Here is a 22006-nt window from a genome sequence, read left to right on the forward strand (position 1 = left end):
GCGCTTCATGCACTTTTTGACAATTGGGGATGTAAGGGCGATCGCCCTTTGGGAAAAAGAACAATTGCGCTACACTCAAAACATTATCCGACAAGACTGATGCACTCCGACTAAAGAAACCGGGTTTTTTACCGAATTTGCAGGCTACAACGAAGTATTTTGATAAAAAACCCGGTTTCTGGGCCTCATGGGTAAGTCCTATTAAATAGATGACAAGGGATGTCGGCCGCAATCAAAGCTTCGAGAGGGCGATCGAGCTTTGACGAGTCTTCGTAGATGCCGACAAACTGACTTACGCAAGCTAAAGATTCGTCTTAAGGCATTTTTTACCTGTCACTGAAGAGTCTGTACATCAGGATATGCCAGAATTTTTGCATCAGCAGTTAGTAAGGGACACCCGCAAATCCTCGCAGTTGCCACAATGATTTGATCTGCTGGATCGCGGTGAAAACCTGTGAGTTTAGTTGACTCGACAATGATGGGAATGGTGAGTTCGAGTAGCTGCACTCCGGGATAAGCCAAAGCTTGTTTTAACCACTCATCAACTATAACGGACAAAGTAAGTCTTCCCATTTCTACTAATTTAGCAACCTCCCAACAAGAAATGATGCTGATTCCTAAACCTTGAGATTGATATTGTTGTATCCTGTCCCGATGTTTCTGAGTTAGTCGTGTGTTATCGTCAACCCACCAAACCCATATATGAGTATCTAGTACAATCATTGTAACACTTCCCAATCTTCCAAGGAAACCGCAGGTTCAAACGGCTCATTATAGCCAATGACAGTGCCTCGCAAAGGATATAGAAAAGTATTTTTCATGGTTTCATTTACCAAATTTAGATAGCTAATGAATTCTCGATATCCATCCAATTCTGTTTGTTCTTCGGGAGTGAGATTTGATGCTTGTTGTTGAGCTGTTAAAGTTTGAATTCGTTCCTGGGTTTGAATAGAAGCGCTAAATATTAAGAGTCCGTTGACTAACTCAATGCGGACAGAACCTTCGCTGGGCAAGCTGTTGGGTAAGTGAGGCAGCTTGATGGGCAAATTAGCAATCATGGCATTAATTGACTGTATTTGATGTTGTTTTTTTAATTATACCGATCGCTCTGTTGAATTTGACAGTGGTTGCCATGCTGAAATTATAGGGCGATCGCACTTTCGGACAATAAGGGCGATCGCACTTTTGGTTATTTGGGGGAAAAGGGATCTCGCTATCAATTTTTACTCTCGAATGCGAATTCTGTAAACTTCTACCAGTAGTAATTTACCTCGATAATGCTCCTCACTATCGTGCAATGATAAGTATTCTGTTAGCCTTGCCATCAACTGAGGAATAATTTCAGGGTGATTTCTCAGTTGAATAGAAATGATTCCTTGATATGAACTTGGCGGATAAGTCACAATATCTGAGAAGTCTCCATTCAGAGAAACAAGTATGGCATTGAATTCCTGAGCTTTGGCAATGACAATAGTATCTGGAGATTCTATTGAGATGTAATCTCCCAATACAAAAACTTCATGTCCGGTATCACGAAGTATTTGAATAATAGACTTAGGAACGCATTGATCGATGAACAATCTTAAACTCATTAGGCAACTGTTTCAAAATCCGACAAATCGCGAGCATAATCAAGACAAGCAGCTATCTGTTCTTTGGTGATATCTGGAAACTCGTCGATGATTTGTTCTACAGTGTTATTTGATGCTAAATATCCTAAAATCAGGCCAACGGGAATTCTAGTCCCTTTGATTCTTGGTTTACCTCGCAGTACATCGGGGGTACTAACGATATGTTCTCTCCAGTTTACAGGCATAACTTGTCCTTTCTGAATCTGAGAAGTTATATTATCTAATCTGACAAGTTATATTTTAACTTAAGGAATGGCGATAGCCCTTTGGGATTTGACATGGGAAAGGCGATCGCACTTTCGGACAATAAGGGCGATCGTACTTTCGGAAAAAGAAACAATTGCGCTACACTCAAAGCATTATGAGACAGCTTTGAGGTATTGCGTTACAGGCTTCAAATCGATGTCATCGTTGTCAGTCAGTATTTTAAATAAATGACGCGGGATGCCGGCTGCAATCAAAATTTCCAAATCGCGATCGAGCTTTGAGAAGTCTTCATAGATGCCCACAAACTGACTTACGCAAGCTAAAGATGAATCTTTCGGGTCATTGACTCCCGTGTATTTGTACTGAATATCAAAACCTGCTTTTTCGCCAATTTCTTCGATATCCCAGTCTACAAGATTAAGATCGATCGCTTCAACGGCCAGGGCAATATGACCGGGCGGTATGGGGTCAAGAGGCTCGCAGCACCAACCCTCAGAATGGTTCCAGACACTTTGACCAACTGATTCTCGAATTTTCATGTATTTTCCCTCACTGAAAGTAGCAGCGAAACCAGGCTTTGCCTTCAGGGCGAACATCTGCAAGAGACCGTTCATATTCAGTTGCTAGCTGTTGGCATTTCTTTTTCGCTTCTTTTAGGTTATACGCTTGTACGGGTTCGTTGATGGGATTGCCAAGCTCTTCTTTTTCCCGTTCTGGATCTCTCACTTGTCCCCCTTTTTGCTGCTCTTGCTGGATGAGGGGACTTGCTGAGCCTGAAACCACATCTCGATCGCCTCTTCCAACCCTTCTCCTATATTTAGCTGCTTCAGAGTACACGCAGCTTTAAACTGAAGTCCTAGTTCTTTTCGGACATCTCCCGATAGCTGTATGTAATTTGGGTCGTGTCGCTTGGCTGGCACTTCCGTACTTTTTCCCATTTAGGCTTCCTCCAATTTTTATATTCTCACGATCGTACACCTGTTCTGCTTATATGTTATCATGTTAACAAGTTGAATATGTGCGCGAGTGAATAAAAAAAGGGCGATCGCACTTTGGGATTTGACATGGGAAAGGCGATCGCACTTTGGGTTATTTGGGAAAATAAGGTATATCGCACTTTCGGACAATAAGGGCGATCGAGCTTTGAGTAGTCTTCATAAATGCCGACAAACTGACTTACGCAAGTTAAAGTAAAATAAGATTAATTAAGCTTGACAATTTGCAATTGAAACTTAGGTTATATTAAAATGTTCTCAACAAGACCGCTTCTCCACCATACCGCACAGGAATCAGTGCCATGTCCATTTCTCAACCTGAAAAGCCACAGTATTTAAAACCGATTAATCCCCCGGATCTTCAAATGCGGGCGATCGCCTACAGTTTAGATACTTTAATTCCAGGGCTATACATTTGGCTGGGTGCTATCAAAATTAGGATTGGGGGTAGCGAGCCCGAAGAAAGCTATCCGGGGACTATTCACAGTCCCATTGGCATTGCTTTAGTATTCCCTGGCTACCGTATCTATAGCACTTACCAAGGTAGCTATGACCCTTGATAAGCATAAGCTTGACGGCATCATTCAAATTACTGCCAAAACTTTGCCTTCTACAGAATTTGAGTTACTTCTATTGACAGCAGGGTATGGTAAAATTGGTACGGCTCCGGCTCAAGGAAATCGCCTGAAAGTATGGTGGACTCATTCTACTTTTAGACGCATCGAAGCCATTTACAGTGCTGATGGAATAGTTGCTATTACTGCTTATCACGTTTAGAGTTGTAGTTCCAACTCAGAAGTTTTTATTGATTGATGAAAGAGCGATCGCACTTTCGGACAATAATGGCGATCGCCCTTTTGGTTATTTGGAGGAAAAGGGCGATCGCACTTTGGGAAAAAAGGGCGATCGTACTTTCTCTAACTTTACTTAACTGGCTTCCAACTATTGAGAGATTCCCGAATCGAACTTAATTGGCTGAGGTACTCAATAAGCTTGGCTTTTTGATACTCAAGACGAGCTAGAATTTCCGGCGCTTCTGCTTCTTTCGTTTCCCGTTCCTTCAAAACGCGATCGAAATCATTTTGAAACCTGTTGATATAATCATTGATTTGCCGTTCAGCACTTTTAAAATCAGTAGAAACTTGTTGCTCAATCACCCGCTCTAGGATCAACTGGCTTCCTGATACATTGTCATCAATTTTTTGCTTGATTTGTTCTACAGTTTGGCGCAAGTCAACTTGATAAATAGTACGTTGGTCTTGAACTTCTATTGTTTTTTCAATAGGAACGTCTACCGTGTAAGTTTTATCGCCCTTACATAAACTATTTGATTTTTTTGTCCTGCTTTTCTTTTGAACCTCAGTTATCTTTTCAGTCCTGGTAAATACTTCTACTTGACGTTGAATCCCTGCATCGATGCCTGAAAAATCAAAACTCGGAAACTGAATCGGGTTAATATTCAGTCTAACCTGTAAAGCATCGCCCAAATAATTAGACAACTCATCAGATATTTTTTGAATATCTTCTTGAATCTTCTCGGCTAACTGCTCTCGGATGCTAGTACCCTCTCGAACTAGCTGATCTTGAGTATCTATCCACCAACTTTCAATACTTGGCGCACAAACATCATTAATAGTTTTTAGGATTTTTTGAGCTTCAGTCTGAGTCTGACAACGGATAATGTATGGCTCGAACTTTTCAGGCTTATCATCTTGTTCAGAGACAGAACCATTGAAAGTGTCAGGAACAGTTTCACTCAGTTTATCCCATAGAGATGTGCTCAATTTGAATGCTTTGCCTAATCCCTGACCAAAAACAGGGATCAACCCTAATAGTGCTTCTCCAAATTCTCCCACTATTCCCAAAGCCTTTTTTTCAACTTTTGGCTGTTGTTGGGGAAGAAATTTATTTTTTTTTGGCTTTGGAGAGTTAGCGGAACGTGACTCGGCAATCTTATCTATCTCACTAGCTATCTTCTCTTTAGCTCCATCGGCAAATCTATTAATGCCTTCACTAAATCCTTGAATTAGTGTTTGCTTTTGTAGCTCCACGGCTGTTTTTACTAATTCAACTCGGCTCCTCGCATTTTCTGAGCGTTTCCTGTACTCTTCTACTTTTTGTTTGAGGGCTTCAATCCCCATTTCCCAACCTTTAATTTCTGTATTAAGAGTATCCTCAATCGCCTTAGCAGCTTTATCGATTTCTGCCACCACCTCACTCAATAAATTCCAGCCAGAATTTTGCGTAATCCTTTGAATGACTGTTTCTTGAATGTTCAGGATACCGCTATCTGCTAGTGCTTGCGGTGCAATTTTACGAGGTGCAGGAATAATCTGGTTTCCTTCCTCATCTTCCGTGGCATACCTAGCACTAAAGAATTTTTTAAAGTCTTTGGTTTCGCTTTCAGTGGCCTTTCCTTGCTGAATCAGCTTCGCTAAAAGTCCTTGTCGAGAACTAGCAGGGTAAATAACTGGATTGCAAAAGCCAAAGCCAACTAACTCTCGCTCTAAATCTTTAATGACATCAGCAATTTCTTTGTCTCTCTCTGTTTTTTGGTCAACTTTATTCAAAATAAAGTAAATTTTTCCCGTGTTCTCAGCTATAAAATCCTTACGATTTTCAACAACATCCTTAAACAAATCAGCAACTGCATTATCTTTGTAGGAAGCGTAGTTTAAAATAAACAGAATGGCATTGCAGGTTCGCAGTGCTTCTAGTGCTGTCTGCTTCAGTGCATTTATGTTGAAGTTTGCAGACTCCCACTCATTAGGGCCGGGAGTATCAACTAAGGTAAAGCCTGTGAGAGAAGATAATTGGCTAATTGCTTCAATCGGATGCTCTATCTCAAAGCGTGTAGTGTTATCGGGATTGCCTTGTTCTCTGATTTCACGGGTACGCTGCAGGAATTTTTGCTGAATTTCGCCAGCGTCACCCTTAACAAGAATGACTGGTTTTCTTTCTCCTTCCCGATACTCTAAAAGTTTAGGAGTTTCGCCTGGTTTAATGTGTCGGACATCTGTACGGCAGATAGTACAGGCGGCCGTTTCACTCGCCAGCACATCAGCACCGATGATAGAATTTAAGAAGGTGCTTTTGCCAGCTTTCATTGCTGCTATGACGGCTACTTGATATTTCTGATCTTGCAAAGCCTTTAAAGCTTTGTTAATTTCATCTTCAATGCTTTGTAGCCCTTGACTTTCATCTCCCTGAATGCGGAGTCCGTCTCGAAATTCTTTGAGATATTGTAAGAGGAAAGTGCCTGTACTGTCAATGCTGGTGTATGCTGCTTGAAATTCTTGAGAAGACATAAGTTAACACTTTTTAGTTGAGGGACGGGCTAAGTTAGAGCTAGAAATTCGCGGTTCAAATTGAAAGATATTTAGCGCTTACCCACCTATCCGCCAGGGGTTTAAACCCCTGGCTAACAGCGAAAGTCCTCTGAAGAGGACTGAAAATTTTGTACATTAGGTATTTAGTCCTCTTTAGAGGACTTTCGCTATCAGACGGGGGTTTTTAACCCCCGGCGGACTCGTGCAACAAGCGCTAAATATCAACAACCGACTTGAGTTATTAGCCTGGGATTTAAGTCCCTGGCGCGAGTCAATATTTAGTCGTCAGAAAGAGCCTTGCTAATCCCGTAAAATGCCAAACCTGCTAATGCACCTACGGCTATACCAACGGGGCCAGCAGCAGCACCAATACCAGCACCTCCGCCAACGGCACCAACTGCCGTCAAACCTGTAGCAGCTACCACACCAGCACCCACAGCACCACCCGCAGCAGCGGAACCTGCCGCTTTCGCTATTTCATCACCTTTAGCCATTGGAATACCTCAGTTTAAGGAACAAAAACTAACTTTTTGACTAATGAAAGTTAACTAAACAGGTAAAATTTGAAATATCACGATCGCGCCTCCCCGCTTAGCTAAGTATTTACACTTATATCTTTAGTATTAGTATAATACTACACTAGCTATCGATAGCAAGCAACTAACAAACGCTAGCAATTTCCGTTATGCTATCGTTAGCCACATCTCACCACACCCGACAATGGTACCAAAGGAAGATTTATTTGCCGAAGCCGCGAAACACTGGGACTTAGAAAGGCTGTACCAAGCTTTTGCAGAAGCTAAACGGCAAATCTCTCCCCGATCGCGCAGGGGACTAACAGAAACAGAAAAACTTTACCTCCGAGGATTGCTTTCCGGTTGCAGCCCCGCCGAAATCGCCCGCCAACTGTTTCAGAGTTCCAAAAGTGCAGAGGTTTATTTATGTAAAACTTTATACCAATATGTTAAAAAACTCGCCGATGTACCTAACGAACCTGTAGGAAATTGGCGCAATATTTGCGATCGGCTACAGGAAGCCGGATATAAAACTCTGTCTTCTCCTGAATTTAAAATAAATAATTCTGTACCTACAGAAGCATTAGTAAAAATAGTTGGTATAGGTGTGATTGAGAAAAATACAGTATCAATTGATATTAACATTCGACTAGAATTCCCCTCAACTTCAGAAACTGCAAAAACCGAACACTTGGATAAAGACGGTTAGATGGGCGATCGCACTTGGGGACAGAAAGGGATATCGCCCCTCCACACAGAGGCAAAAATGTTAATAATCTTATAGCCGATCGTTTTAGAAGGAACTTTTTGATAAAATATCAAAATTAAAACAGCTTCACCCGCTTCGATTTTACCTAAAACAATAAAATCAGTCAAATTTATGTCTCGATTAAGTATCAGATCGAACAAAAAAGCTCTGGGCTTTGTGCTGGGTTTATTAATTTTTGTCATTTTTATTCCCGGATGTTGGGCTTTAACAACTAATATTGCTCCCACAGCAGTACGGCAAGTAGATAACACAGTAGCTGTGCGGGCAGATGTACAAAATACATCAAATTCTCGCTCTTCTTTAGGAGTTGGGCTTCACGGTATTGCTGACTCGTCAACACAATTACCCTTTTTAGATGCTTTCAAATCTTCTAGACAATGGATAACTCAATGCGTCAGCGGACAACCAAACTGTCAAGGTGAATGGGATACAGAAGAGTATAATCTTTTAAACCTTGATGAAAATGGGTGGGTGAAGTCTCTCCCCTCGCCCGAAGATGCTCCTAAATATACTAGGGTAAGTACCCTATTACTTAGGGAAATCCCCAATCGCTATCCTTCAGGGCAATATATTGTTACTTATGAGGGTGAAGGTGCGATCGAATATAGGTTTGATGCCAAAAAAGATGAGGCTGCGTCGAAACCTGGGAGGGATATCATTAATGTCGATGCCACACAAGGCGGAGGCATAATGATTACAATTACTGCTACCGATCCCAATAAAACAGGGAACTATATCCGCAATATTAAAGTTGTTCACTCCCAAGATGAACAGCTTATTCAAAGCGGTGAAATATTTAATCCGCTGTTTATAGACAAGATTAAAAAATTTAGAGTTTTGCGTTTTATGGACTGGATGGAGACAAATGGTTCTGAACAAAAACAATGGTCAAACCGACCTAAACCAGAGAGTGTATCCTATTCTTACAGAGGCAGTGTTCCCATAGAAGTCATGGTGAATTTAGCTAATAAAGTTCAAGCAGAACCCTGGTTTAATATGCCGCATCAGGCTACGGATGAATATATGACTAACTTTGCTAAAATGGTAAAAGATAGTTTAGATCCAAAGCTGAAAGTTTATGTAGAGTATTCTAATGAGGTTTGGAATTGGTTATTTCCACAATCTCATTATGCTTTGGAACAAGGTAAAGCGAAGTGGGGAGATAAAGGCGATGCTTTTATGCAATGGTACGGAATGCGTACTGCTCAAATGTGCGATATCTGGAAAGGTGTTTTTGAGGATCAAAAGAATCGAGTTGTCTGCGTGTTAGGAACTCAAAGAGCCTGGAGAGATTTAGAAACTTATTCTTTAGAGTGTTCCTATTGGGTGGCTGAAGGCAATAAACCTTGTTATCAACACGGTATTGATGCCGTAGCCATAGCTGGATATTTTAGCGGCAACTTGGGCGGGAAAGAAAGTGTCAGCACAGTAGAGTCTTGGTTGAATGACGCAGATGGCGGATTTGGCAAAGCTTTTAAGCAATTAAGAGAGGGCGGGTTACTGCCGGGGTTCAAAGATAGTTTGCCCGATGTTGAGAATGACTTTAAGTATTTCTTAGATGTGGCTCAAAAAAAAGGTCTCAAGTTATTTGTTTACGAGGGCGGTCAACATATTGTAGGTATTGAAGGAGTTGAGAACAACGAAAAACTGACTGAGTTTTTTATGGCATTAAATAGGCGTCCTGAAATGTATGATATGTACACTCAATTACTGAATAGTTGGAAACAAGCTGGAGGCAGTCTTTTCATGCACTTTGTGGACGTTGGTGGATTTAGTAAGTGGGGAAGTTGGGGGGCTTTGGAATATGTGGAACAAAAGGGTTCGCCTAAGTATGATGCTTTGATGGATTTTATTGATAAGAATCCTTGCTGGTGGGATGGGTGTGCTGTGGAGGGATGATCGGGAATTGGGTGCAATCAAGAATCGTTCGATCGCACTTCCTCAAACTCTCCAGCATCCCCCGGCAAACCCGAACCCTCGCTACTCCTCAACCTGGGCGATTCCCCATTACTAGCACCGGCACCGTAAACCCCAGAATGCCTGCCCTCCAAACCCGAATCCCTCAGCGAAAGCGCACTTCTTTGACTCGGCGACAATCTATCTGTCGATCGGCGATTTGTCCCAGACATCGGTGGCTTGCGAGTTAAAGTTTTCCAAGCAGCCTTAATCCCAGTCACCACGCTGCGAGTAGTTACCTGCACATTTTGCGCCTGCTTTTTGGCGCTACCAATACTTCGATCGACCTGTTTGACAACCTCGCCCGCACTTTGTACTCCCTCGCTGACATCATCCGTCAACTCGCTAATTTCCAGCCCCGTCAAGCGAATCGCCTCCAAAGTCGGCGGAAATTCGCGAGAAAGCGTGTCAGCGAGCTTTTCCACGCTGCGGGCCGCCCTGGCCAGCGCTTGCACTGCAGGTATTAAAGTCACTAAAACAGCAGTCAGGCTAACTGCCACTAGCAAAATTGAAAGTCCTAGCCAAAATATAGGATCGCTCACTTGAATCTGGGATTGGGGGTTGAGAATTTCATGCCATTTAGCGGATGGGAGGGCGCGAGGAGGGACTCACTTCAGATTCAGCTTCCGACAGGGTTTGGCGTTCCCGCTGAGTCGCTTCCAAACCGGCCGCGATCGCCTCTTTGAGTCTAATCAAAGTTTCGTCCCAATTTCGGATGGCAGTTTCAGAAAGTCGATCGGCCTGCAACTGCACGCTAGTCGATAAATCTTCCGCCAACTCCGGCAAAGCATCGGCTGATTTTTTCAATATCTGCCGCGTCTCCTTGCCCGGTCGCGGTGCCATCAGCAAGCCAGTCACGGCCCCGATCGCAGAACCCACAAGCAAACCGCCAATAAATAATCCTGAACGTTTAGTTGACATTTTTATAACTTCTCTCCATACACCAATTTTAGGGGCGTTTGCCCGATCGCAGCCCTTTACAAAGGTAGAAATATTGTTGAAAATCCTAGGGAGTCAGCACAGGCGGCAATTTTAGGATAGCTTACCTCAAACGTCGATCGCGCCTGGACCAAAGCATCCGTCCCAAACCCAGCAATCCCAAAAGTTGCTGAACCTGTTGCAGTTGCAATTCTAGTTGTTGATAACGCCGTCGTAGTTGGCGAGTACCTTGCTGCCTTTTACCAAGGAAATCCGGCGACATACTGAGGACATTGCTGCTACAGCGTTCGATTGCTGCGATCCGAAGTTCCAAACGTGCGATCGTCCGCCTGATTTTCCCCACCTTCGCAGCGATATAAAAACAGACCAGAGATATCATTAAATTGATAATTACCACACCCGCCAGCATTATTTTACCTGCTTTCAACTAATCCCTTTTGCCATCTCAATAACCTTTCAGTCGTCTTCAGACGACTTAAGCTTTGAGGCAGGGGTTTAAACCCCTGCCCGACTGCCGGACTATTGTAACAGCCCCAAAATACCCCTTGTAAAAGTTTTAAGCCTGAGACATAGCAGGCAAACAAACCTTAGTACCGCCCAAACCGCAATAACCGTTCGGGTTTTTAGCAAGATACTGCTGATGATAGCTTTCTGCGTAATAAAACTCAGGAGCATCAATAATTTCAGTAGTAATTTTGCCGTAACCGGCCGCCGTCAAAGCCTGCTGGTAAGCATCTCGCGAAGCTTCAGCTAACTGCATTTGGCTAGCTGAATACGTGTAAATGCCCGATCGGTACTGAGTACCAGAATCATTACCCTGACGCATTCCTTGAGTAGGATTGTGACTTTCCCAAAAAACTTTAAGCAGCGTTTCGTAACTAATTACTTTCGGATCGAACACAACCAGAACTACTTCATTATGTCCCGTCATCCCGCTGCAAACTTCATTGTAAGTAGGATTCGGAGTAATCCCAGCCGCGTAGCCAACAGCCGTCGAAAAAACTCCATTTTGCTGCCAAAATTTGCGTTCCGCTCCCCAAAAACAGCCCAGGCCAAACAACGCAGTCTCCATGCCGTTTGGAAAGGGAGGTTTGAGCGGATTGCCGTTAACAAAGTGACTTGCCGGTACCGACATCGACTCTGCCCGTCCCGGTAATGCCTCTTGGGGAGAGGGCAGGCTCGACTTTTTGCCAAATCCAAATAGCACCATAAGTTTGTGAGGGGATCTCTGATAAACATCTTTACCTTACTTAATAATATCAGATGTATACTGAAAACAGTGGTCTGCTTAAAGGTAGAAGGTAAAAACCACAAGGCAGATTTTTTTACGGAAGGTTTTTGGTGATACTGCTCACTGTCCACGCAGTTTTAAATCACATGAGGAAGTGTTCTCTGTCACGAAAACATACCTTAAATATCACCTATTGTTGAGGTATAAATCACGCGGATTTTAGGCAAAATAGCCGATTATTAAAGGTATGGTGTTGTAGTAGTTATTCAATGCCATTTATAGGGAGTGTGTAGAGATGGGCGCTAAACCTTGCAGTCAACCTTTAAAATCTAATCCCTTTATTACTTACCGCGACCCAATTACAGGCAAGTGGATTGTGGTAAATCAGACTTTGCCCCAAGCAGCAGAACAAGCACAGCTAGCAGCAGCTTGAGTTTTCCTCTTAATTTTATACCTGAAAAATCAACTATAATTTCAGATTGCGTAGGGGCGGGTTTTACCAACCATCTATGTCGGAAACGAATAATCTGAAAAACCCGCCCTCCCAAGACGAACAATCCAAATGTACATTTTTTCGATGCGTTCACAGACAGCGTTGATGCAGATTATTCATTGTGTGGGGGCGGGTTTATCTAGATTGTTGGCAGTCATTAAATAGTCGTAAGGTGCTTAGGTTGCACCCTACATAAGCTGTGTTGCATCTAGATTGCCTATGGTATTAGAGAGGGAGAGGGTCCGATGGGGATCGGGGGAGAGGACTTGACGATTGTTCGATCGGGACTCGAAATATACAATTTAAATGCACAACAGCTTATAGCCATCCTAAATCATTTGTGAATTTCTTACTCCCTCCCCGCGATTTCGGGGAGGGTTGGGGTGGGGTAAAAAATTTACGACTCCTGCAAAGATTGCTATAAGTAGCACCATACTTTTAAACATTCCTCATCTCTTTTTGCAGTTCCAAATATCGATAGAGGCTCCAAGAACCCTATTGCAGGAACGACTTAATCTTGTTCTGCAACAAATCACACCTGAACTGTCGCAGTTCGCTATCTTATTACAATTTCATTCTTGAAGCTTTATTCTATGCAGCTTCATATTAAATTGGTATCAGCACTGTACATGACGTAAACCTCTAAAGTTGCTAATTTAGTCGGGTCATAAAATATCTAAAATTGATTGTGCTTTGTGATTTGTGAACTTGCAACGAGCAAGCAGCTATCTTGTAGAGTCGCCGGAAATCAGGCAAGTTGAGCAACAGCGGCAACAAATAACCTGAAGTGGGGTGAAGTTTTATGTAATTGAGCCAATATGTAACTAGAGTTCCTTCGCAGCTTCCCGACTGAAATGGATATTGCAAAACTAGATACTTGGTATTCTCCTTCTCAACGCCGCACGGCTGTTTCGCTGTTGATGAAACGAGTAGGCGTAACCCGCACTAGGGCTGAATGCTTTATCAGGCTTTGGGTTTACTTATCGGTGAAACAGCTTCAGGAAAGCCAGCCCCGTCTCAAACCACCGCTGACGAAACTGGAAGTACCCGCAACAGAAGTGCAGTGCACTCACCGGGAAGCCGCCGAACTATTTTACTGCGATTCCGATCGCGGGAGCGATCGCGCCGCCGGAATGATGTTAGATAAATTAGCAGCACTCGGATTAATCGCAAAACACTTTGATGGTAACGCTACGGCAATTAAAATTCAGTCAGTTTCAGAAATTTTAGAAACCGCCGAACCTCAAAAGCCTGTACAACTCCAATTAGATGATTTCAACCCTCGGTGCGACGCAATTATCGTTGCCAATTTATTAGCCACCAATTACAACTGGATGAACCGCAACACTAACACAGTTCCCCACAAAATTGCTAAAATACTCCGGCTTTTTGCCCATCAATACTCAAAGGGAATGCGAGTTTTGCGCCGCTCAGATAATCTAAATCCAGTCGGCTTTTACTTACTTTATCCCACAGCTAGCGAATCGGAAGTGAATTTTTTTAATGCTCCTAGTAAAGGGCTTCATTTAAGCTCTATTTCCGATATCGATCCTTTCAAAATGGCGTTACCAGGAGATCAAAATTGCCAGTCAGTATTTGTCCGCAGTTGGATGATCGATCCGCAGTATTTGTCAGAATACCGCATTGCTTTTCTCGAAGACTCACAAAAAGTTTTAGGCGAAATGCAAACAGATTTTCCCAATCTTTGCGACTTGTACACCCTGATGATCCACCCCATGTACGAAAAACAGTCCCTGGCTTTGGGATTTCAGAAGACTAGCAGCGATAGTCAGTTATCTGTTTATTGGATGTATCTAGCATTGGATAGATTTTTAGCGCTGGATATCAAGGAAGCGTTGCTAAAACTGTAAGAAGAAGGAAGAAGGAAGGCACAACACTGATTTTGACACGGATACACGGATGAATTGTCGAGCCTGAGACATCCTAGGGTGCGTCGCCATCAGTCATCTAATTGGGAACCTGAAAATCTCATAGCGACGCACCCTACTGATTTTGACACGGATACACAAATGAATTGTCGAGCCTGAGACATCCTAGGGTGCGTCGCCATCAGTCATCTAATTGGGAACCTGAAAATCTCATAGCGACGCACCATACAAGGGAGCTCGTTACCAACAATAATTCCCTAAAACCAACAATCTCATAGACGGCCGGACTCATATAATTCTGATGAAGCGCCGATTAGATATAATGGAGATTGGGAAGAAGTTGAGGATTTAACAGCACCACAAACCAGCCTACAAAACTTCCCGTCCCAAATAGGGTTGTAAGGCTTCCGGCACTTTTACCGTCCCGTCGGGCTGCTGGTAATTCTCCAAAATAGCCGCCATTGTCCGGCCCACAGCTAAACCCGAACCGTTCAGCGCGTGAACGAATTGAGTGCCTTTTTTACCCGCTTCTTTAAAGCGAATATTTGCCCGCCGCGCCTGAAAATCTGCGACGTTGGAACAACTGGAAATCTCGCGGTATTTGCCCGCAGATGGCAGCCACACCTCTAAATCGTAGGTTTTGGCGGCCGCGAAACCTAAGTCGCCGGTACATAGCGCGATCGCCCGATAAGGCAATTTCAGCGCCTGCAAAACTCCCTCAGCATCCTGCACTAACTTTTCGTGCTCTGCCTCGGAGGTACTCGGATGCACGAGTTTTACCAATTCAACTTTATTAAATTGGTGCAATCGAATTAATCCCCGCGTATCTTTGCCGTAACTGCCAGCTTCCCGGCGAAAACAAGGAGTGTAAGAACAGTGATAAATTGGCAACTGTTCTGCTGTCAAAATTTCACCTCTGTACAAATTGACAACCGGAACTTCGGAAGTAGGAATTAACCACAAATCATCTTGGTCGCACTTGAAACTTTCTTCAGCAAATTTGGGTAATTGACCCGTAGCTGTGAGAGATTCAGTGTTAACTAAAAGTGGGGGAATCACTTCTACATAACCAGCTTTTGTGTGGCGATCGAGCATGAATTGAATAATCGATCTTTCCAGGGCTGCCCCAGCTCCCATTAAGCTCACAAAGCGGGGCTGAGCAATTTTTACCGCCCGTTCAAAGTTGATAATTCCTAATTTTTCGCCGATTTCCCAGTGCGGTAAAATACCGGGATTTTGGGGTATATATTCGTCTCCCCAGCGCCGGATTTCGACGTTTTCCTCTTCATTTTTGCCGATCGGCGTTGAGGAACCAGGCAAGTTTGGCAGTGGCAGCAATAAAGCTTCTATTTGAGCTTTTATGTCTTTTTCCTGTGCTTGCAGTTCGTTCGACTCGGTGCCGACGGCGTTGCCTTCTGCCTGCAGTTCCTGAATTTCGGGAGATTCGAGGGGTAAACCCGATTTTCTTTTTTGACCGATGAGTTTGGCAATTTCGTTGCTGCGGGCTTGTAGTTGCGATCGCTTGCCTTCCAACTCCCGCTGCTGTTTGTCTAATTGCAAAATCGGCTCGATTTCATAGTTACCTCCGCGCAGGTTGAGGCTTTCTTGCACGGCTTGCGGGTTGTCTCGGATTAATTTGAGGTCTAGCACAGATTTATTCTAAATCTTAAATTTTATCGGACTTGCGCTCAGAAACCCGGTTTCTGGGAAAATATTGGCTTTGGCAAGGATAAATCTAGGAATCAACGGGGTTTCTGAGGATTCCTGCGCCTGTCCTATCTTAGATTAACAGGGACAATACGGTCTAAAGTACAAGCTTTGTTAATCATTTACAGCCTTGATTATAAGTTATTGTCATTAAATAATCGTCGTTGGTGTCACCCATCAGGGGTGACACCCCACAAATCATGCTATACTGAGCACATTAGTAGATGCACCCTGATAATTTTCTACCCCAGCCAGCGATGGCAGGGGTTTTTTGTTGTCGCACCGAAAAGAAAACCCCAGAAGGGGTTTGCTACCCGGATGTGGCGCGCGGGGATGGTTTCCCTCGATCCAATGCTGCGCCCGCATCCGAAAATTAGTCGATCGCGCGCGCACTACTTCGACAACAGGCTATATATAGGCTATGGTGCGCGAAGAATTCCCAGCATCATCGAAATCTGGCGGGAGTTTTAATTGGATCGAAAAATGCGATCGACAAATCACCTATTCTGTTTCCTAGAAATATTTGCCAGCGAAGGCGGCATTCAATCCTACGTTAAAGATATTCTCAAAGCTTACCAGTCAATAACCGCAGGGACAAACTCGCCCCCGCAAGCTGAAGTTTTGCTGTTGCGAGATTCCGAAGACTGCAACAATCCTTACAACTCAAAAAATCTGAAATTTTATTATCTCAAAACCGAGAATCTCTGGTTTGGTCGTCTTAATTTTGCTACAGTATTACTAACTCGATTGCTGCAAAAACGACCGCAGCGGGTTTTTTGCGGTCACATCAAACTCGCACCGCTAATTCAAACTTTATGCCCGCCACTGGGAATTCCCTACACAATTTTAACTTATGGCAAGGAAGTTTGGGAACCGCTTCCGCCTAAATATCAAACAGCAATGAGACAAGCTGACAGTATTTGGACTATTAGCAGGTACACGCGCGATTCCCTACGGGATAGCTTCGCCGCGCGTACTTGCGAAATTAACAATTTAAATCACGAAAAATTCCAAATAGTGCCTTGTACGGTAGATGAAAATATATTTACCACTGGGCGGAAGCCACAGGATTTATTAGAGCAGTACAATTTGGTTGGTGCTAAAATATTGATGACTGTAGCCAGATTGCGATCGACGGATATTTACAAAGGCGTCGATGTCACAATTCAAGCTTTGCCACAAATAGCAAAAACGTTTCCCAATGTGAAATACTTAGTTATTGGACGGGGAGACGATCGATCTAGATTAGCCAAACTCGCTGATGATTTGGGAGTTAGCGAAAGAGTAATATTTGCGGGTTTTGTAGCGACAGAAAAATTACCAGCATATTACCAGTTAGCCGATGCTTATGTAATGCCATCCCAGGAAGGGTTCGGTATAGTTTATTTGGAAGCGCTGGCTTGCGGAGTACCCGTGCTGGCGGGAGACGCGGACGGGTCGGCAGATCCGCTGCAAGATGGTAAACTGGGGTGGCGAGTTCCTCACCGAGATTCGGCAGCAGTAGCGGTTGCTTGTGTGGAAATGCTGCGAGGAGAGGATAAAAGGTGCGATCGCCATTGGTTGAGGGAACAAACCCTGGCAAGATTTAGTTTTGAATCCCTTTGTCAATCCTTACTAGGAATTTTTCAACCCTCTGACTCAGATCAGCTTATGCCGTAGAGAGCGGTTTCTGGGTGTACAATGGGAAAATTAACTCGATCGACCGCCTGAATTTCTGAGTAGGATAGAGTTATGCCTACCTGCAAAGACACCCAAGGAGACCACCGTGAACCAAGGCACCCCCAAAATATCTTTCAAGCTACCCCGTATTAGCAATTGGCTGATACTGCTGGGCATCGCGTATTTGTTGGTGTCTATTGGTTTGGGTTGGATAGTTAAATCAGTGTTGATTTTAGTAGCTTTTTTGTTGCTGACGCCTGTGGTTGCATTTTTCGCGCTTCAGTGGTGGCTGAAAAGCAATTTAATTGAGGACAAGTGTCCAGTTTGTCAATACGAATTTACAGCCTTAAATCAAACTCAGCTTCAGTGTGCCAACTGTGGCGAACCTCTGAAAATAGAGGAAGGTCATTTTAGTCGCTTGACACCGCCCGGTACGATCGATGTTACCGCAGTTGAAGTATCATCGGTTCAACAGTTAGAAGAATAGTTAGTTGTTATTGGTTATTGGTTATTTGTTACTTGTTACTTGTCAGTAGTTTTTGGTTGTTAGTTGTTAAGTTCTTAGTTGTTGGCTCTAATAACCAATAACCAATAACCAATAACTAACAACCAATTCCCAAAATTACTTTTCCAAGCGCACTGCATACCACTGCAAAAATTTTCCAGGCCCGACATCTAATTCACAATAAGTATCAATCAAATACTTGGCTTGATCTTCCACGCCAGATATTTTATTCACCTCCTGCGGCAAATCTTCGTGTTTCTCGGTTAAGACGGCTTTCAGCTTTTCTAACAGTTCCGCCGCCGTCAAAAACTGCTCTGGCTGGTTTGTTTCTAACACCACAAAAGTGTCTTCGTCATACAGTGACATAGTTTCAAAGGTTGAGGTTAATTATTTCTAAAGTTTCGTAAACTTAAGCGATCGAAAGTATAAACTCTTAATTACAATTTTTCAGCCCCGGCTCGATCGTGTTACAATTGAACAACATCAGAATTCCTAGCGGATTACCGTTATTAACTTACTTGTTAACTTACTTGTTAACCGAGTTGTCAACAGATCCGACACAGCATTTCTGAGGAGATTTGTCAAGTGCAAATTTGTCAAGTGTCAAATTGTCAAGAAATATTCGATCGGCTGTATCTAATTATAACTGGCACTATACATTCCCATGATCACATCTTCCACTTCAACCCCTGTTGCGCGCAAACCCTCTAAATCAGAAGGTCTGAAAGAACGCAGCAACTATTTACGAGAACCCGTTGCGACTGAACTGTTACAAGAAACTACCCACTTCACCGAAGAGGGGATTCAGATTCTCAAATTTCACGGCTCGTACCAGCAAGACAACCGCGACAATCGAGTTAAAGGACAAGAAAAAGACTATCAGTTCATGCTCCGCACCCGCAATCCCGGCGGGTTCACTCCGCCGCAATTATACCTAGCCCTAGACAAGCTATCTGAAGAATACGGCAACCACACGATCCGCGTTACAACGCGCCAAGGTTTCCAACTGCACGGCGTGTTGAAAAAAAATCTTAAAGTAGTGTTTTCCTCAATTATTAAAAATATGGGGTCAACCTTGGGAGCTTGCGGCGACTTGAACCGCAACGTCATGGCACCGCCAGCACCGTACAAAAATCGCCCAGAATACCAGTATGCGCTGCAATACGCCAACAATGTAGCCGATTTGCTGACACCGCAAACCGGTGCTTATTACGAAATTTGGTTGGACGGCGAAAAAGCTGTTTCAGCCGAGGAAGACCCCGCAGTCAAGGCCGCGAGACAGAAAAACGGCAACGGCACAATCTTTAGCGACGACAAAGAAGAACCGATTTACGGCAGCCATTATATGCCGCGCAAGTTCAAGTGTTCCGTTACCGTGCCGGGAGACAATTCAATTGACTTGTACTCTCAGGATTTGAGCTTGGTGGTAATTACCAATGAAGCTGGCGAGTTGCAAGGTTTTGACGTGTTTGCTGGCGGCGGTTTGGGCCGTACTCACAACAAAGAAGAGACTTTTGCGCGGGTTGCGGATGAGATTTGCTATGTGGCCAAGGACGATGTTTACGATTTGGTCAAGGCAATTGTAGCAACCCAGAGAGATTACGGCGATCGCACAGACAGACGGCACGCGCGGCTGAAATACCTGATTAACGACAAAGGCGTACAGTGGTTCCGCGAAAAAGTAGCCGAATATTTTGGCAAGCCGCTAGAAGCCTTTAAACCGCTGCCAGAGTGGAAGTATTTGGATTTCTTGGGCTGGCACGAACAAGGAGACGGCAAACTGTTTGTCGGCATTTCCGTGGATAATGGCCGGATCAAGGATGAAGGTTCATTTCAGCTAAAAACAGCTTTGCGGGAAATCGTGCAGAAGTACAACTTGCCGATACTGGCGACGCCACACCAAAACGTGCTGATTTACGATGTTTCGCCGGATGTTAAAGAAGAAATTCAGGGAATACTCCATCGATGCGGCATTCAGCGAGAAACTGATCTCGACCCCCTAGTGCGCTATGGGATGGCGTGTCCAGCAATGCCGACTTGCGGGTTAGCGATTACCGAGTCTGAGCGCGTGATTCCCAGCATTTTAGAGCGAATTCGGGCACTTTTGACCAAAGTTGGCTTGGCAGACGAGCATTTTGTGGTGCGGATGACTGGTTGCCCAAATGGATGCGCCCGTCCTTATATGGCAGAATTGGGGTTTGTCGGGAGTTCCCCGGAATCCTACCAGATTTGGCTGGGCGGTTCTCCCGACCAAACGCGGCTGGCAAAACCCATTGAGGAAAAGCTGCACGTCAAGGATTTTGAAGCTTTTCTGGAGCCGATTTTTGTTTATTTCAAGCAAAAACGGCAACTGAGCGAGAGTTTTGGCAATTTTTGCGATCGCGTCGGGTTAGAATCTATCCGTCAATTTGTAACCAACTACCAATCTGCTGACTCGATGACAACTGAGATAAATGAATTAGAAGTTACGTCTAGTAACGGCGATGAAAACGAGACTGCCACTGCTGGCGGCGGCAAAGTCCGCCGTCGAATTAGCGTCCGCGATGAAATCTACAACGAGCTCAAGGAAGAAGCAGCCCGTCAGGGCAAGCCGATCACGCAGCTAGCTACAGAAGCGATTTCCACTTATTTAAAGAAGATTAAGGAGGAAGGATAAGCCGATTTTCGATAGTATTCAATAGACTTCTGGCAAAAGTAATATAAAGGCAGAGCATTTGCAGAAAAAAACTTGAATTTGTAAAATAATTCCGGTTGTAGATGCTTTGCCTTTATAGTTTTTTGAACAATTGAAACTCCCCCTGCCTATCCCCTCTCATTCTCTCTTCCTCTGCGTTCTCTGCGTTCTCTGCGGTTAAATAAAAAAAATCTCTAATAGAAAACGAACAATCCCAATTCAATGCCTCAACTACAAAGATTAGCAGTTACAGCAGCTCAAATTTGCGATCGCCAAATCGACCTAACTAGAGAACAACAGCATTATTTAAATCGAGTGCTACGTTTGCAACCGGGCGATCGATTTATTGCAATGGACGGCCGGGGACACTGGTGGTTAGCAGTCTTAGAAGCCCAGGAAAGCGGGTTATTTGCCTCGATAGCAGAGGAGATTGCGGTGGACAGGGAGCTACCCGTGGCAGTAACTTTGATGGCTGCATTGCCCAAGGGAAACGCCTTTGACGAGGTTGTGAGACAGGGGACGGAGTTGGGTGTGGCAAGTATTGTGCCCGTAACGAGCGATCGAACTTTGCTCAAACCAAGCGATCAAAAAGTCGATCGGTGGAGAAGAATTGCTGCGGAGGCGGCGGAACAGTCGGAACGTCAACTTGTGCCGACTATTTTCGAGCCGATTTCGTTTGATTTTGCTGTGAAAAATTGCGGTCAAAAATATCGATTTATTTGTGTTGCTCGCGGGGAAAATCGGCATTTGTGGGATTGTTTGTTGGGTAATTTAGAACCCCCCCAGCCCCCCTTGGTAAGGGGGGAGCAAGAATTAGAACCCCATTTTGTAGGGGCGGTGTCCCCGTGCCCGCCCCCTGGGGGAGAATTATCGATAGTAATAGCAACGGGCCCGGAGGGTGGATGGACTGAGGGTGAGGTGGAAAGGGCGATCGAATTTGGTTTTGAAGCTGTTTCTTTGGGGAGTAGAATTCTGAGAGCGGTGACAGCTCCGATTGTGGCTTTGTCTTTAGTTGGCGCGGCCTTTGAGAAGTGCTAATATCCACCAAGCCGATCGGAGACTTGATGGGTTTGGCGATCGCAGTTAAAATGTAAATAGATAATTATCAGAGGAGTAATATGTTACAGTCAGTAGAGGGGATATACCGAAATGGCAAAATTGAGTTATTGGAAATGCCTGCCGACATAGAAGAAGCGCAAGTTATTGTTACTTTTATGCCAAAATTAGGGTTAGTAAACTTGCAATCTCGCGGTATCAACCAGGAAGAAGCAGCAGATTTACGGGTTCGGTTGAGTAGATTTGCTCCTGATTGGGAACTACCGGAGATGGATGCTTACGATGCCTTATAGTCGCGGTGATGTGGTTTTGGTTTTGTTTCCCAGCTCGGATTTGCGTACTGCGAAACGCCGTCCAGCTTTGATAGTTCAAGCTACAGCGGTTTTCGCTGTTATGAGGTACAATCAATAATAATGAAATATCATTATGTAATCAAAGCTAATGAAAGCAT

29 protein-coding genes are annotated in these 22006 nt (G+C 44.0%); 13 read left to right on the forward strand and 16 right to left on the reverse strand.

The window, feature by feature from the left end; all coding sequences use genetic code 11:
* Positions 1 to 333 precede the first annotated feature (333 nt).
* The 7 genes from QUB39_RS25295 to QUB39_RS25325 form a co-directional block, all read right to left on the reverse strand.
* Positions 334 to 723, reverse strand: a complete 390-nt coding sequence (locus QUB39_RS25295; protein WP_333211680.1) for a type II toxin-antitoxin system VapC family toxin — start codon at positions 721 to 723, stop codon at positions 334 to 336.
* Positions 720 to 1058: a hypothetical protein gene (locus tag QUB39_RS25300; RefSeq protein WP_333053425.1), complete on the reverse strand. Its 339-nt coding sequence runs from the start codon at positions 1056 to 1058 to the stop codon at positions 720 to 722. Before QUB39_RS25300 ends, QUB39_RS25295 begins: the two co-directional genes overlap by 4 nt.
* 165 nt (positions 1059 to 1223) lie before the next feature.
* On the reverse strand, positions 1224 to 1592 hold the full coding sequence (locus QUB39_RS25305) for a DUF5615 family PIN-like protein (protein ID WP_333053424.1): 369 nt from the start codon (positions 1590 to 1592) through the stop codon (positions 1224 to 1226).
* Positions 1592 to 1816, reverse strand: a complete 225-nt coding sequence (locus QUB39_RS25310; protein ID WP_190742266.1) for a DUF433 domain-containing protein — start codon at positions 1814 to 1816, stop codon at positions 1592 to 1594. The genes QUB39_RS25305 and QUB39_RS25310 overlap by 1 nt, the downstream gene beginning before the upstream one ends.
* Before the next feature lie 174 nt (positions 1817 to 1990).
* Positions 1991 to 2377: a hypothetical protein gene (locus tag QUB39_RS25315; protein ID WP_333053423.1), complete on the reverse strand. Its 387-nt coding sequence runs from the start codon at positions 2375 to 2377 to the stop codon at positions 1991 to 1993.
* A gap of 10 nt (positions 2378 to 2387) precedes the next feature.
* Positions 2388 to 2564, reverse strand: coding sequence for a hypothetical protein (locus QUB39_RS25320; RefSeq protein ID WP_190738037.1), 177 nt, complete (start codon positions 2562 to 2564; stop codon positions 2388 to 2390).
* Positions 2561 to 2776 (reverse strand): hypothetical protein, encoded by a 216-nt coding sequence (locus tag QUB39_RS25325; protein WP_333053422.1) that lies wholly within the window; start codon positions 2774 to 2776, stop codon positions 2561 to 2563. Before QUB39_RS25325 ends, QUB39_RS25320 begins: the two co-directional genes overlap by 4 nt.
* A gap of 88 nt (positions 2777 to 2864) precedes the next feature.
* Between QUB39_RS25325 and QUB39_RS25330 the strand changes: the two genes are divergently transcribed.
* The 4 genes from QUB39_RS25330 to QUB39_RS25345 all read left to right on the forward strand — a co-directional run bounded on the left by QUB39_RS25330 (position 2865) and on the right by QUB39_RS25345 (position 3764).
* Positions 2865 to 3032, forward strand: coding sequence for a hypothetical protein (locus QUB39_RS25330; protein ID WP_333053421.1), 168 nt, complete (start codon positions 2865 to 2867; stop codon positions 3030 to 3032).
* 103 nt (positions 3033 to 3135) lie between these two features.
* Complete coding sequence (locus QUB39_RS25335; RefSeq protein WP_333053420.1) at positions 3136 to 3393, forward strand: hypothetical protein; 258 nt, start codon at positions 3136 to 3138, stop codon at positions 3391 to 3393.
* A complete protein-coding gene (locus QUB39_RS25340; RefSeq protein ID WP_333144411.1) occupies positions 3383 to 3610 on the forward strand; it encodes a hypothetical protein in 228 nt (75 codons plus the stop codon). Before QUB39_RS25335 ends, QUB39_RS25340 begins: the two co-directional genes overlap by 11 nt.
* Positions 3611 to 3638: 28 nt before the next feature.
* Complete coding sequence (locus tag QUB39_RS25345) at positions 3639 to 3764, forward strand: hypothetical protein (protein WP_333211684.1); 126 nt, start codon at positions 3639 to 3641, stop codon at positions 3762 to 3764.
* On the opposite strand, the gene QUB39_RS25350 is transcribed toward QUB39_RS25345, so the two are convergent.
* Both QUB39_RS25350 and QUB39_RS25355 read right to left on the reverse strand, forming a co-directional pair.
* Positions 3757 to 6141 (reverse strand): dynamin family protein, encoded by a 2385-nt coding sequence (locus QUB39_RS25350; protein ID WP_333211686.1) that lies wholly within the window; start codon positions 6139 to 6141, stop codon positions 3757 to 3759. The genes QUB39_RS25345 and QUB39_RS25350 overlap by 8 nt on opposite strands.
* A 299-nt stretch (positions 6142 to 6440) precedes the next feature.
* The gene (locus tag QUB39_RS25355; protein WP_333053417.1) at positions 6441 to 6656 is read right to left on the reverse strand and encodes a hypothetical protein; all 216 of its coding nucleotides are present in this window, start codon (positions 6654 to 6656) and stop codon (positions 6441 to 6443) included.
* A 226-nt stretch (positions 6657 to 6882) separates the two neighbouring features.
* Here QUB39_RS25355 and QUB39_RS25360 point away from each other — a divergent pair, with 226 nt between their 5' ends.
* Entirely contained in the window at positions 6883 to 7386 is a 504-nt protein-coding gene (locus tag QUB39_RS25360; RefSeq protein WP_333211688.1) for a DNA-binding response regulator, read from the forward strand.
* On the opposite strand, the gene QUB39_RS25365 is transcribed toward QUB39_RS25360, so the two are convergent.
* Entirely contained in the window at positions 7383 to 7553 is a 171-nt protein-coding gene (locus tag QUB39_RS25365; protein WP_333211690.1) for a hypothetical protein, read from the reverse strand. The two genes, QUB39_RS25360 and QUB39_RS25365, sit on opposite strands and share 4 nt — an antisense overlap.
* Positions 7554 to 7557: 4 nt before the next feature.
* Between QUB39_RS25365 and QUB39_RS25370 the strand changes: the two genes are divergently transcribed.
* On the forward strand, positions 7558 to 9345 hold the full coding sequence (locus QUB39_RS25370) for a cellulose-binding protein (RefSeq protein WP_333211692.1): 1788 nt from the start codon (positions 7558 to 7560) through the stop codon (positions 9343 to 9345).
* 17 nt (positions 9346 to 9362) lie between these two features.
* Here the strand turns inward: QUB39_RS25370 and QUB39_RS25375 are convergent, their stop codons facing one another.
* From QUB39_RS25375 to msrA, 4 genes are all read right to left on the reverse strand, one after another.
* The gene (locus QUB39_RS25375) at positions 9363 to 9944 is read right to left on the reverse strand and encodes a DUF948 domain-containing protein (RefSeq protein WP_333053413.1); all 582 of its coding nucleotides are present in this window, start codon (positions 9942 to 9944) and stop codon (positions 9363 to 9365) included.
* Positions 9945 to 9981: 37 nt separating this feature from the next.
* The gene (locus QUB39_RS25380) at positions 9982 to 10323 is read right to left on the reverse strand and encodes a YtxH domain-containing protein (RefSeq protein ID WP_333053412.1); all 342 of its coding nucleotides are present in this window, start codon (positions 10321 to 10323) and stop codon (positions 9982 to 9984) included.
* A 121-nt stretch (positions 10324 to 10444) separates the two neighbouring features.
* Entirely contained in the window at positions 10445 to 10768 is a 324-nt protein-coding gene (locus tag QUB39_RS25385) for a hypothetical protein (RefSeq protein WP_333053411.1), read from the reverse strand.
* 129 nt (positions 10769 to 10897) lie between these two features.
* Positions 10898 to 11551 carry a peptide-methionine (S)-S-oxide reductase MsrA gene (gene msrA / locus QUB39_RS25390; protein ID WP_333053410.1) on the reverse strand — a complete coding sequence of 218 codons (654 nt, stop codon included), beginning with the start codon at positions 11549 to 11551 and terminating at the stop codon, positions 10898 to 10900.
* A gap of 316 nt (positions 11552 to 11867) precedes the next feature.
* Between msrA and QUB39_RS25395 the strand changes: the two genes are divergently transcribed.
* Positions 11868 to 12005 carry a hypothetical protein gene (locus QUB39_RS25395; RefSeq protein ID WP_333053409.1) on the forward strand — a complete coding sequence of 46 codons (138 nt, stop codon included), beginning with the start codon at positions 11868 to 11870 and terminating at the stop codon, positions 12003 to 12005.
* A gap of 914 nt (positions 12006 to 12919) precedes the next feature.
* Positions 12920 to 13936, forward strand: coding sequence for a hypothetical protein (locus QUB39_RS25400; protein ID WP_333053408.1), 1017 nt, complete (start codon positions 12920 to 12922; stop codon positions 13934 to 13936).
* 387 nt (positions 13937 to 14323) lie between these two features.
* Here QUB39_RS25400 and serS read toward each other — a convergent pair whose 3' ends face one another.
* Positions 14324 to 15604 carry a serine--tRNA ligase gene (serS, locus tag QUB39_RS25405; protein ID WP_333053407.1) on the reverse strand — a complete coding sequence of 427 codons (1281 nt, stop codon included), beginning with the start codon at positions 15602 to 15604 and terminating at the stop codon, positions 14324 to 14326.
* Between the two features lie 540 nt (positions 15605 to 16144).
* Here serS and QUB39_RS25410 point away from each other — a divergent pair.
* A complete protein-coding gene (locus QUB39_RS25410) occupies positions 16145 to 17320 on the forward strand; it encodes a glycosyltransferase family 4 protein (RefSeq protein ID WP_333053406.1) in 1176 nt (391 codons plus the stop codon).
* 106 nt (positions 17321 to 17426) lie between these two features.
* Positions 17427 to 17807 carry a hypothetical protein gene (locus QUB39_RS25415; protein WP_333053405.1) on the forward strand — a complete coding sequence of 127 codons (381 nt, stop codon included), beginning with the start codon at positions 17427 to 17429 and terminating at the stop codon, positions 17805 to 17807.
* A gap of 135 nt (positions 17808 to 17942) precedes the next feature.
* On the opposite strand, the gene QUB39_RS25420 is transcribed toward QUB39_RS25415, so the two are convergent.
* Positions 17943 to 18191 carry a chlororespiratory reduction protein 7 gene (locus tag QUB39_RS25420; protein ID WP_333211696.1) on the reverse strand — a complete coding sequence of 83 codons (249 nt, stop codon included), beginning with the start codon at positions 18189 to 18191 and terminating at the stop codon, positions 17943 to 17945.
* A 298-nt stretch (positions 18192 to 18489) separates the two neighbouring features.
* On the opposite strand from QUB39_RS25420, the gene sir reads away from it, so the two are divergent.
* From sir to QUB39_RS25435, 3 genes are all read left to right on the forward strand, one after another.
* Positions 18490 to 20481, forward strand: a complete 1992-nt coding sequence (gene sir, locus QUB39_RS25425) for a sulfite reductase, ferredoxin dependent (protein ID WP_333053403.1) — start codon at positions 18490 to 18492, stop codon at positions 20479 to 20481.
* A 240-nt stretch (positions 20482 to 20721) separates the two neighbouring features.
* Positions 20722 to 21537 carry an RsmE family RNA methyltransferase gene (locus tag QUB39_RS25430; RefSeq protein ID WP_333053402.1) on the forward strand — a complete coding sequence of 272 codons (816 nt, stop codon included), beginning with the start codon at positions 20722 to 20724 and terminating at the stop codon, positions 21535 to 21537.
* 80 nt (positions 21538 to 21617) lie between these two features.
* Positions 21618 to 21848 (forward strand): hypothetical protein, encoded by a 231-nt coding sequence (locus tag QUB39_RS25435; RefSeq protein ID WP_333053401.1) that lies wholly within the window; start codon positions 21618 to 21620, stop codon positions 21846 to 21848.
* Positions 21849 to 22006 lie beyond the last annotated feature (158 nt).

Source organism: Microcoleus sp. AT8-B5 (assembly GCF_036705565.1).
Classification (GTDB): Bacteria; Cyanobacteriota; Cyanobacteriia; order Cyanobacteriales; family Microcoleaceae; genus Microcoleus.

Excerpts from the sequence above, each read along its gene's own strand:
- QUB39_RS25350 (WP_333211686.1), bottom strand. The coding sequence starts at position 6,141 with ATGTCTTCTCAAGAATTTCAAGCAGCATACACCAGCATTGACAGTACA.
- QUB39_RS25370 (WP_333211692.1), top strand. The coding sequence starts at position 7,558 with ATGTCTCGATTAAGTATCAGATCGAACAAAAAAGCTCTGGGCTTTGTG.
- QUB39_RS25355 (WP_333053417.1), bottom strand. The coding sequence starts at position 6,656 with ATGGCTAAAGGTGATGAAATAGCGAAAGCGGCAGGTTCCGCTGCTGCG.
- QUB39_RS25325 (WP_333053422.1), bottom strand. The coding sequence starts at position 2,776 with ATGGGAAAAAGTACGGAAGTGCCAGCCAAGCGACACGACCCAAATTAC.
- QUB39_RS25410 (WP_333053406.1), top strand. The coding sequence starts at position 16,145 with ATGCGATCGACAAATCACCTATTCTGTTTCCTAGAAATATTTGCCAGC.
- QUB39_RS25395 (WP_333053409.1), top strand. The coding sequence starts at position 11,868 with ATGGGCGCTAAACCTTGCAGTCAACCTTTAAAATCTAATCCCTTTATT.
- QUB39_RS25420 (WP_333211696.1), bottom strand. The coding sequence starts at position 18,191 with ATGTCACTGTATGACGAAGACACTTTTGTGGTGTTAGAAACAAACCAG.
- QUB39_RS25310 (WP_190742266.1), bottom strand. The coding sequence starts at position 1,816 with ATGCCTGTAAACTGGAGAGAACATATCGTTAGTACCCCCGATGTACTG.
- QUB39_RS25340 (WP_333144411.1), top strand. The coding sequence starts at position 3,383 with ATGACCCTTGATAAGCATAAGCTTGACGGCATCATTCAAATTACTGCC.
- msrA (WP_333053410.1), bottom strand. The coding sequence starts at position 11,551 with ATGGTGCTATTTGGATTTGGCAAAAAGTCGAGCCTGCCCTCTCCCCAA.
- QUB39_RS25295 (WP_333211680.1), bottom strand. The coding sequence starts at position 723 with ATGATTGTACTAGATACTCATATATGGGTTTGGTGGGTTGACGATAAC.
- sir (WP_333053403.1), top strand. The coding sequence starts at position 18,490 with ATGATCACATCTTCCACTTCAACCCCTGTTGCGCGCAAACCCTCTAAA.
- QUB39_RS25430 (WP_333053402.1), top strand. The coding sequence starts at position 20,722 with ATGCCTCAACTACAAAGATTAGCAGTTACAGCAGCTCAAATTTGCGAT.
- QUB39_RS25305 (WP_333053424.1), bottom strand. The coding sequence starts at position 1,592 with ATGAGTTTAAGATTGTTCATCGATCAATGCGTTCCTAAGTCTATTATT.
- QUB39_RS25435 (WP_333053401.1), top strand. The coding sequence starts at position 21,618 with ATGTTACAGTCAGTAGAGGGGATATACCGAAATGGCAAAATTGAGTTA.
- QUB39_RS25360 (WP_333211688.1), top strand. The coding sequence starts at position 6,883 with ATGGTACCAAAGGAAGATTTATTTGCCGAAGCCGCGAAACACTGGGAC.
- QUB39_RS25315 (WP_333053423.1), bottom strand. The coding sequence starts at position 2,377 with ATGAAAATTCGAGAATCAGTTGGTCAAAGTGTCTGGAACCATTCTGAG.
- QUB39_RS25400 (WP_333053408.1), top strand. The coding sequence starts at position 12,920 with ATGGATATTGCAAAACTAGATACTTGGTATTCTCCTTCTCAACGCCGC.
- QUB39_RS25335 (WP_333053420.1), top strand. The coding sequence starts at position 3,136 with ATGTCCATTTCTCAACCTGAAAAGCCACAGTATTTAAAACCGATTAAT.
- QUB39_RS25380 (WP_333053412.1), bottom strand. The coding sequence starts at position 10,323 with ATGTCAACTAAACGTTCAGGATTATTTATTGGCGGTTTGCTTGTGGGT.
- QUB39_RS25300 (WP_333053425.1), bottom strand. The coding sequence starts at position 1,058 with ATGATTGCTAATTTGCCCATCAAGCTGCCTCACTTACCCAACAGCTTG.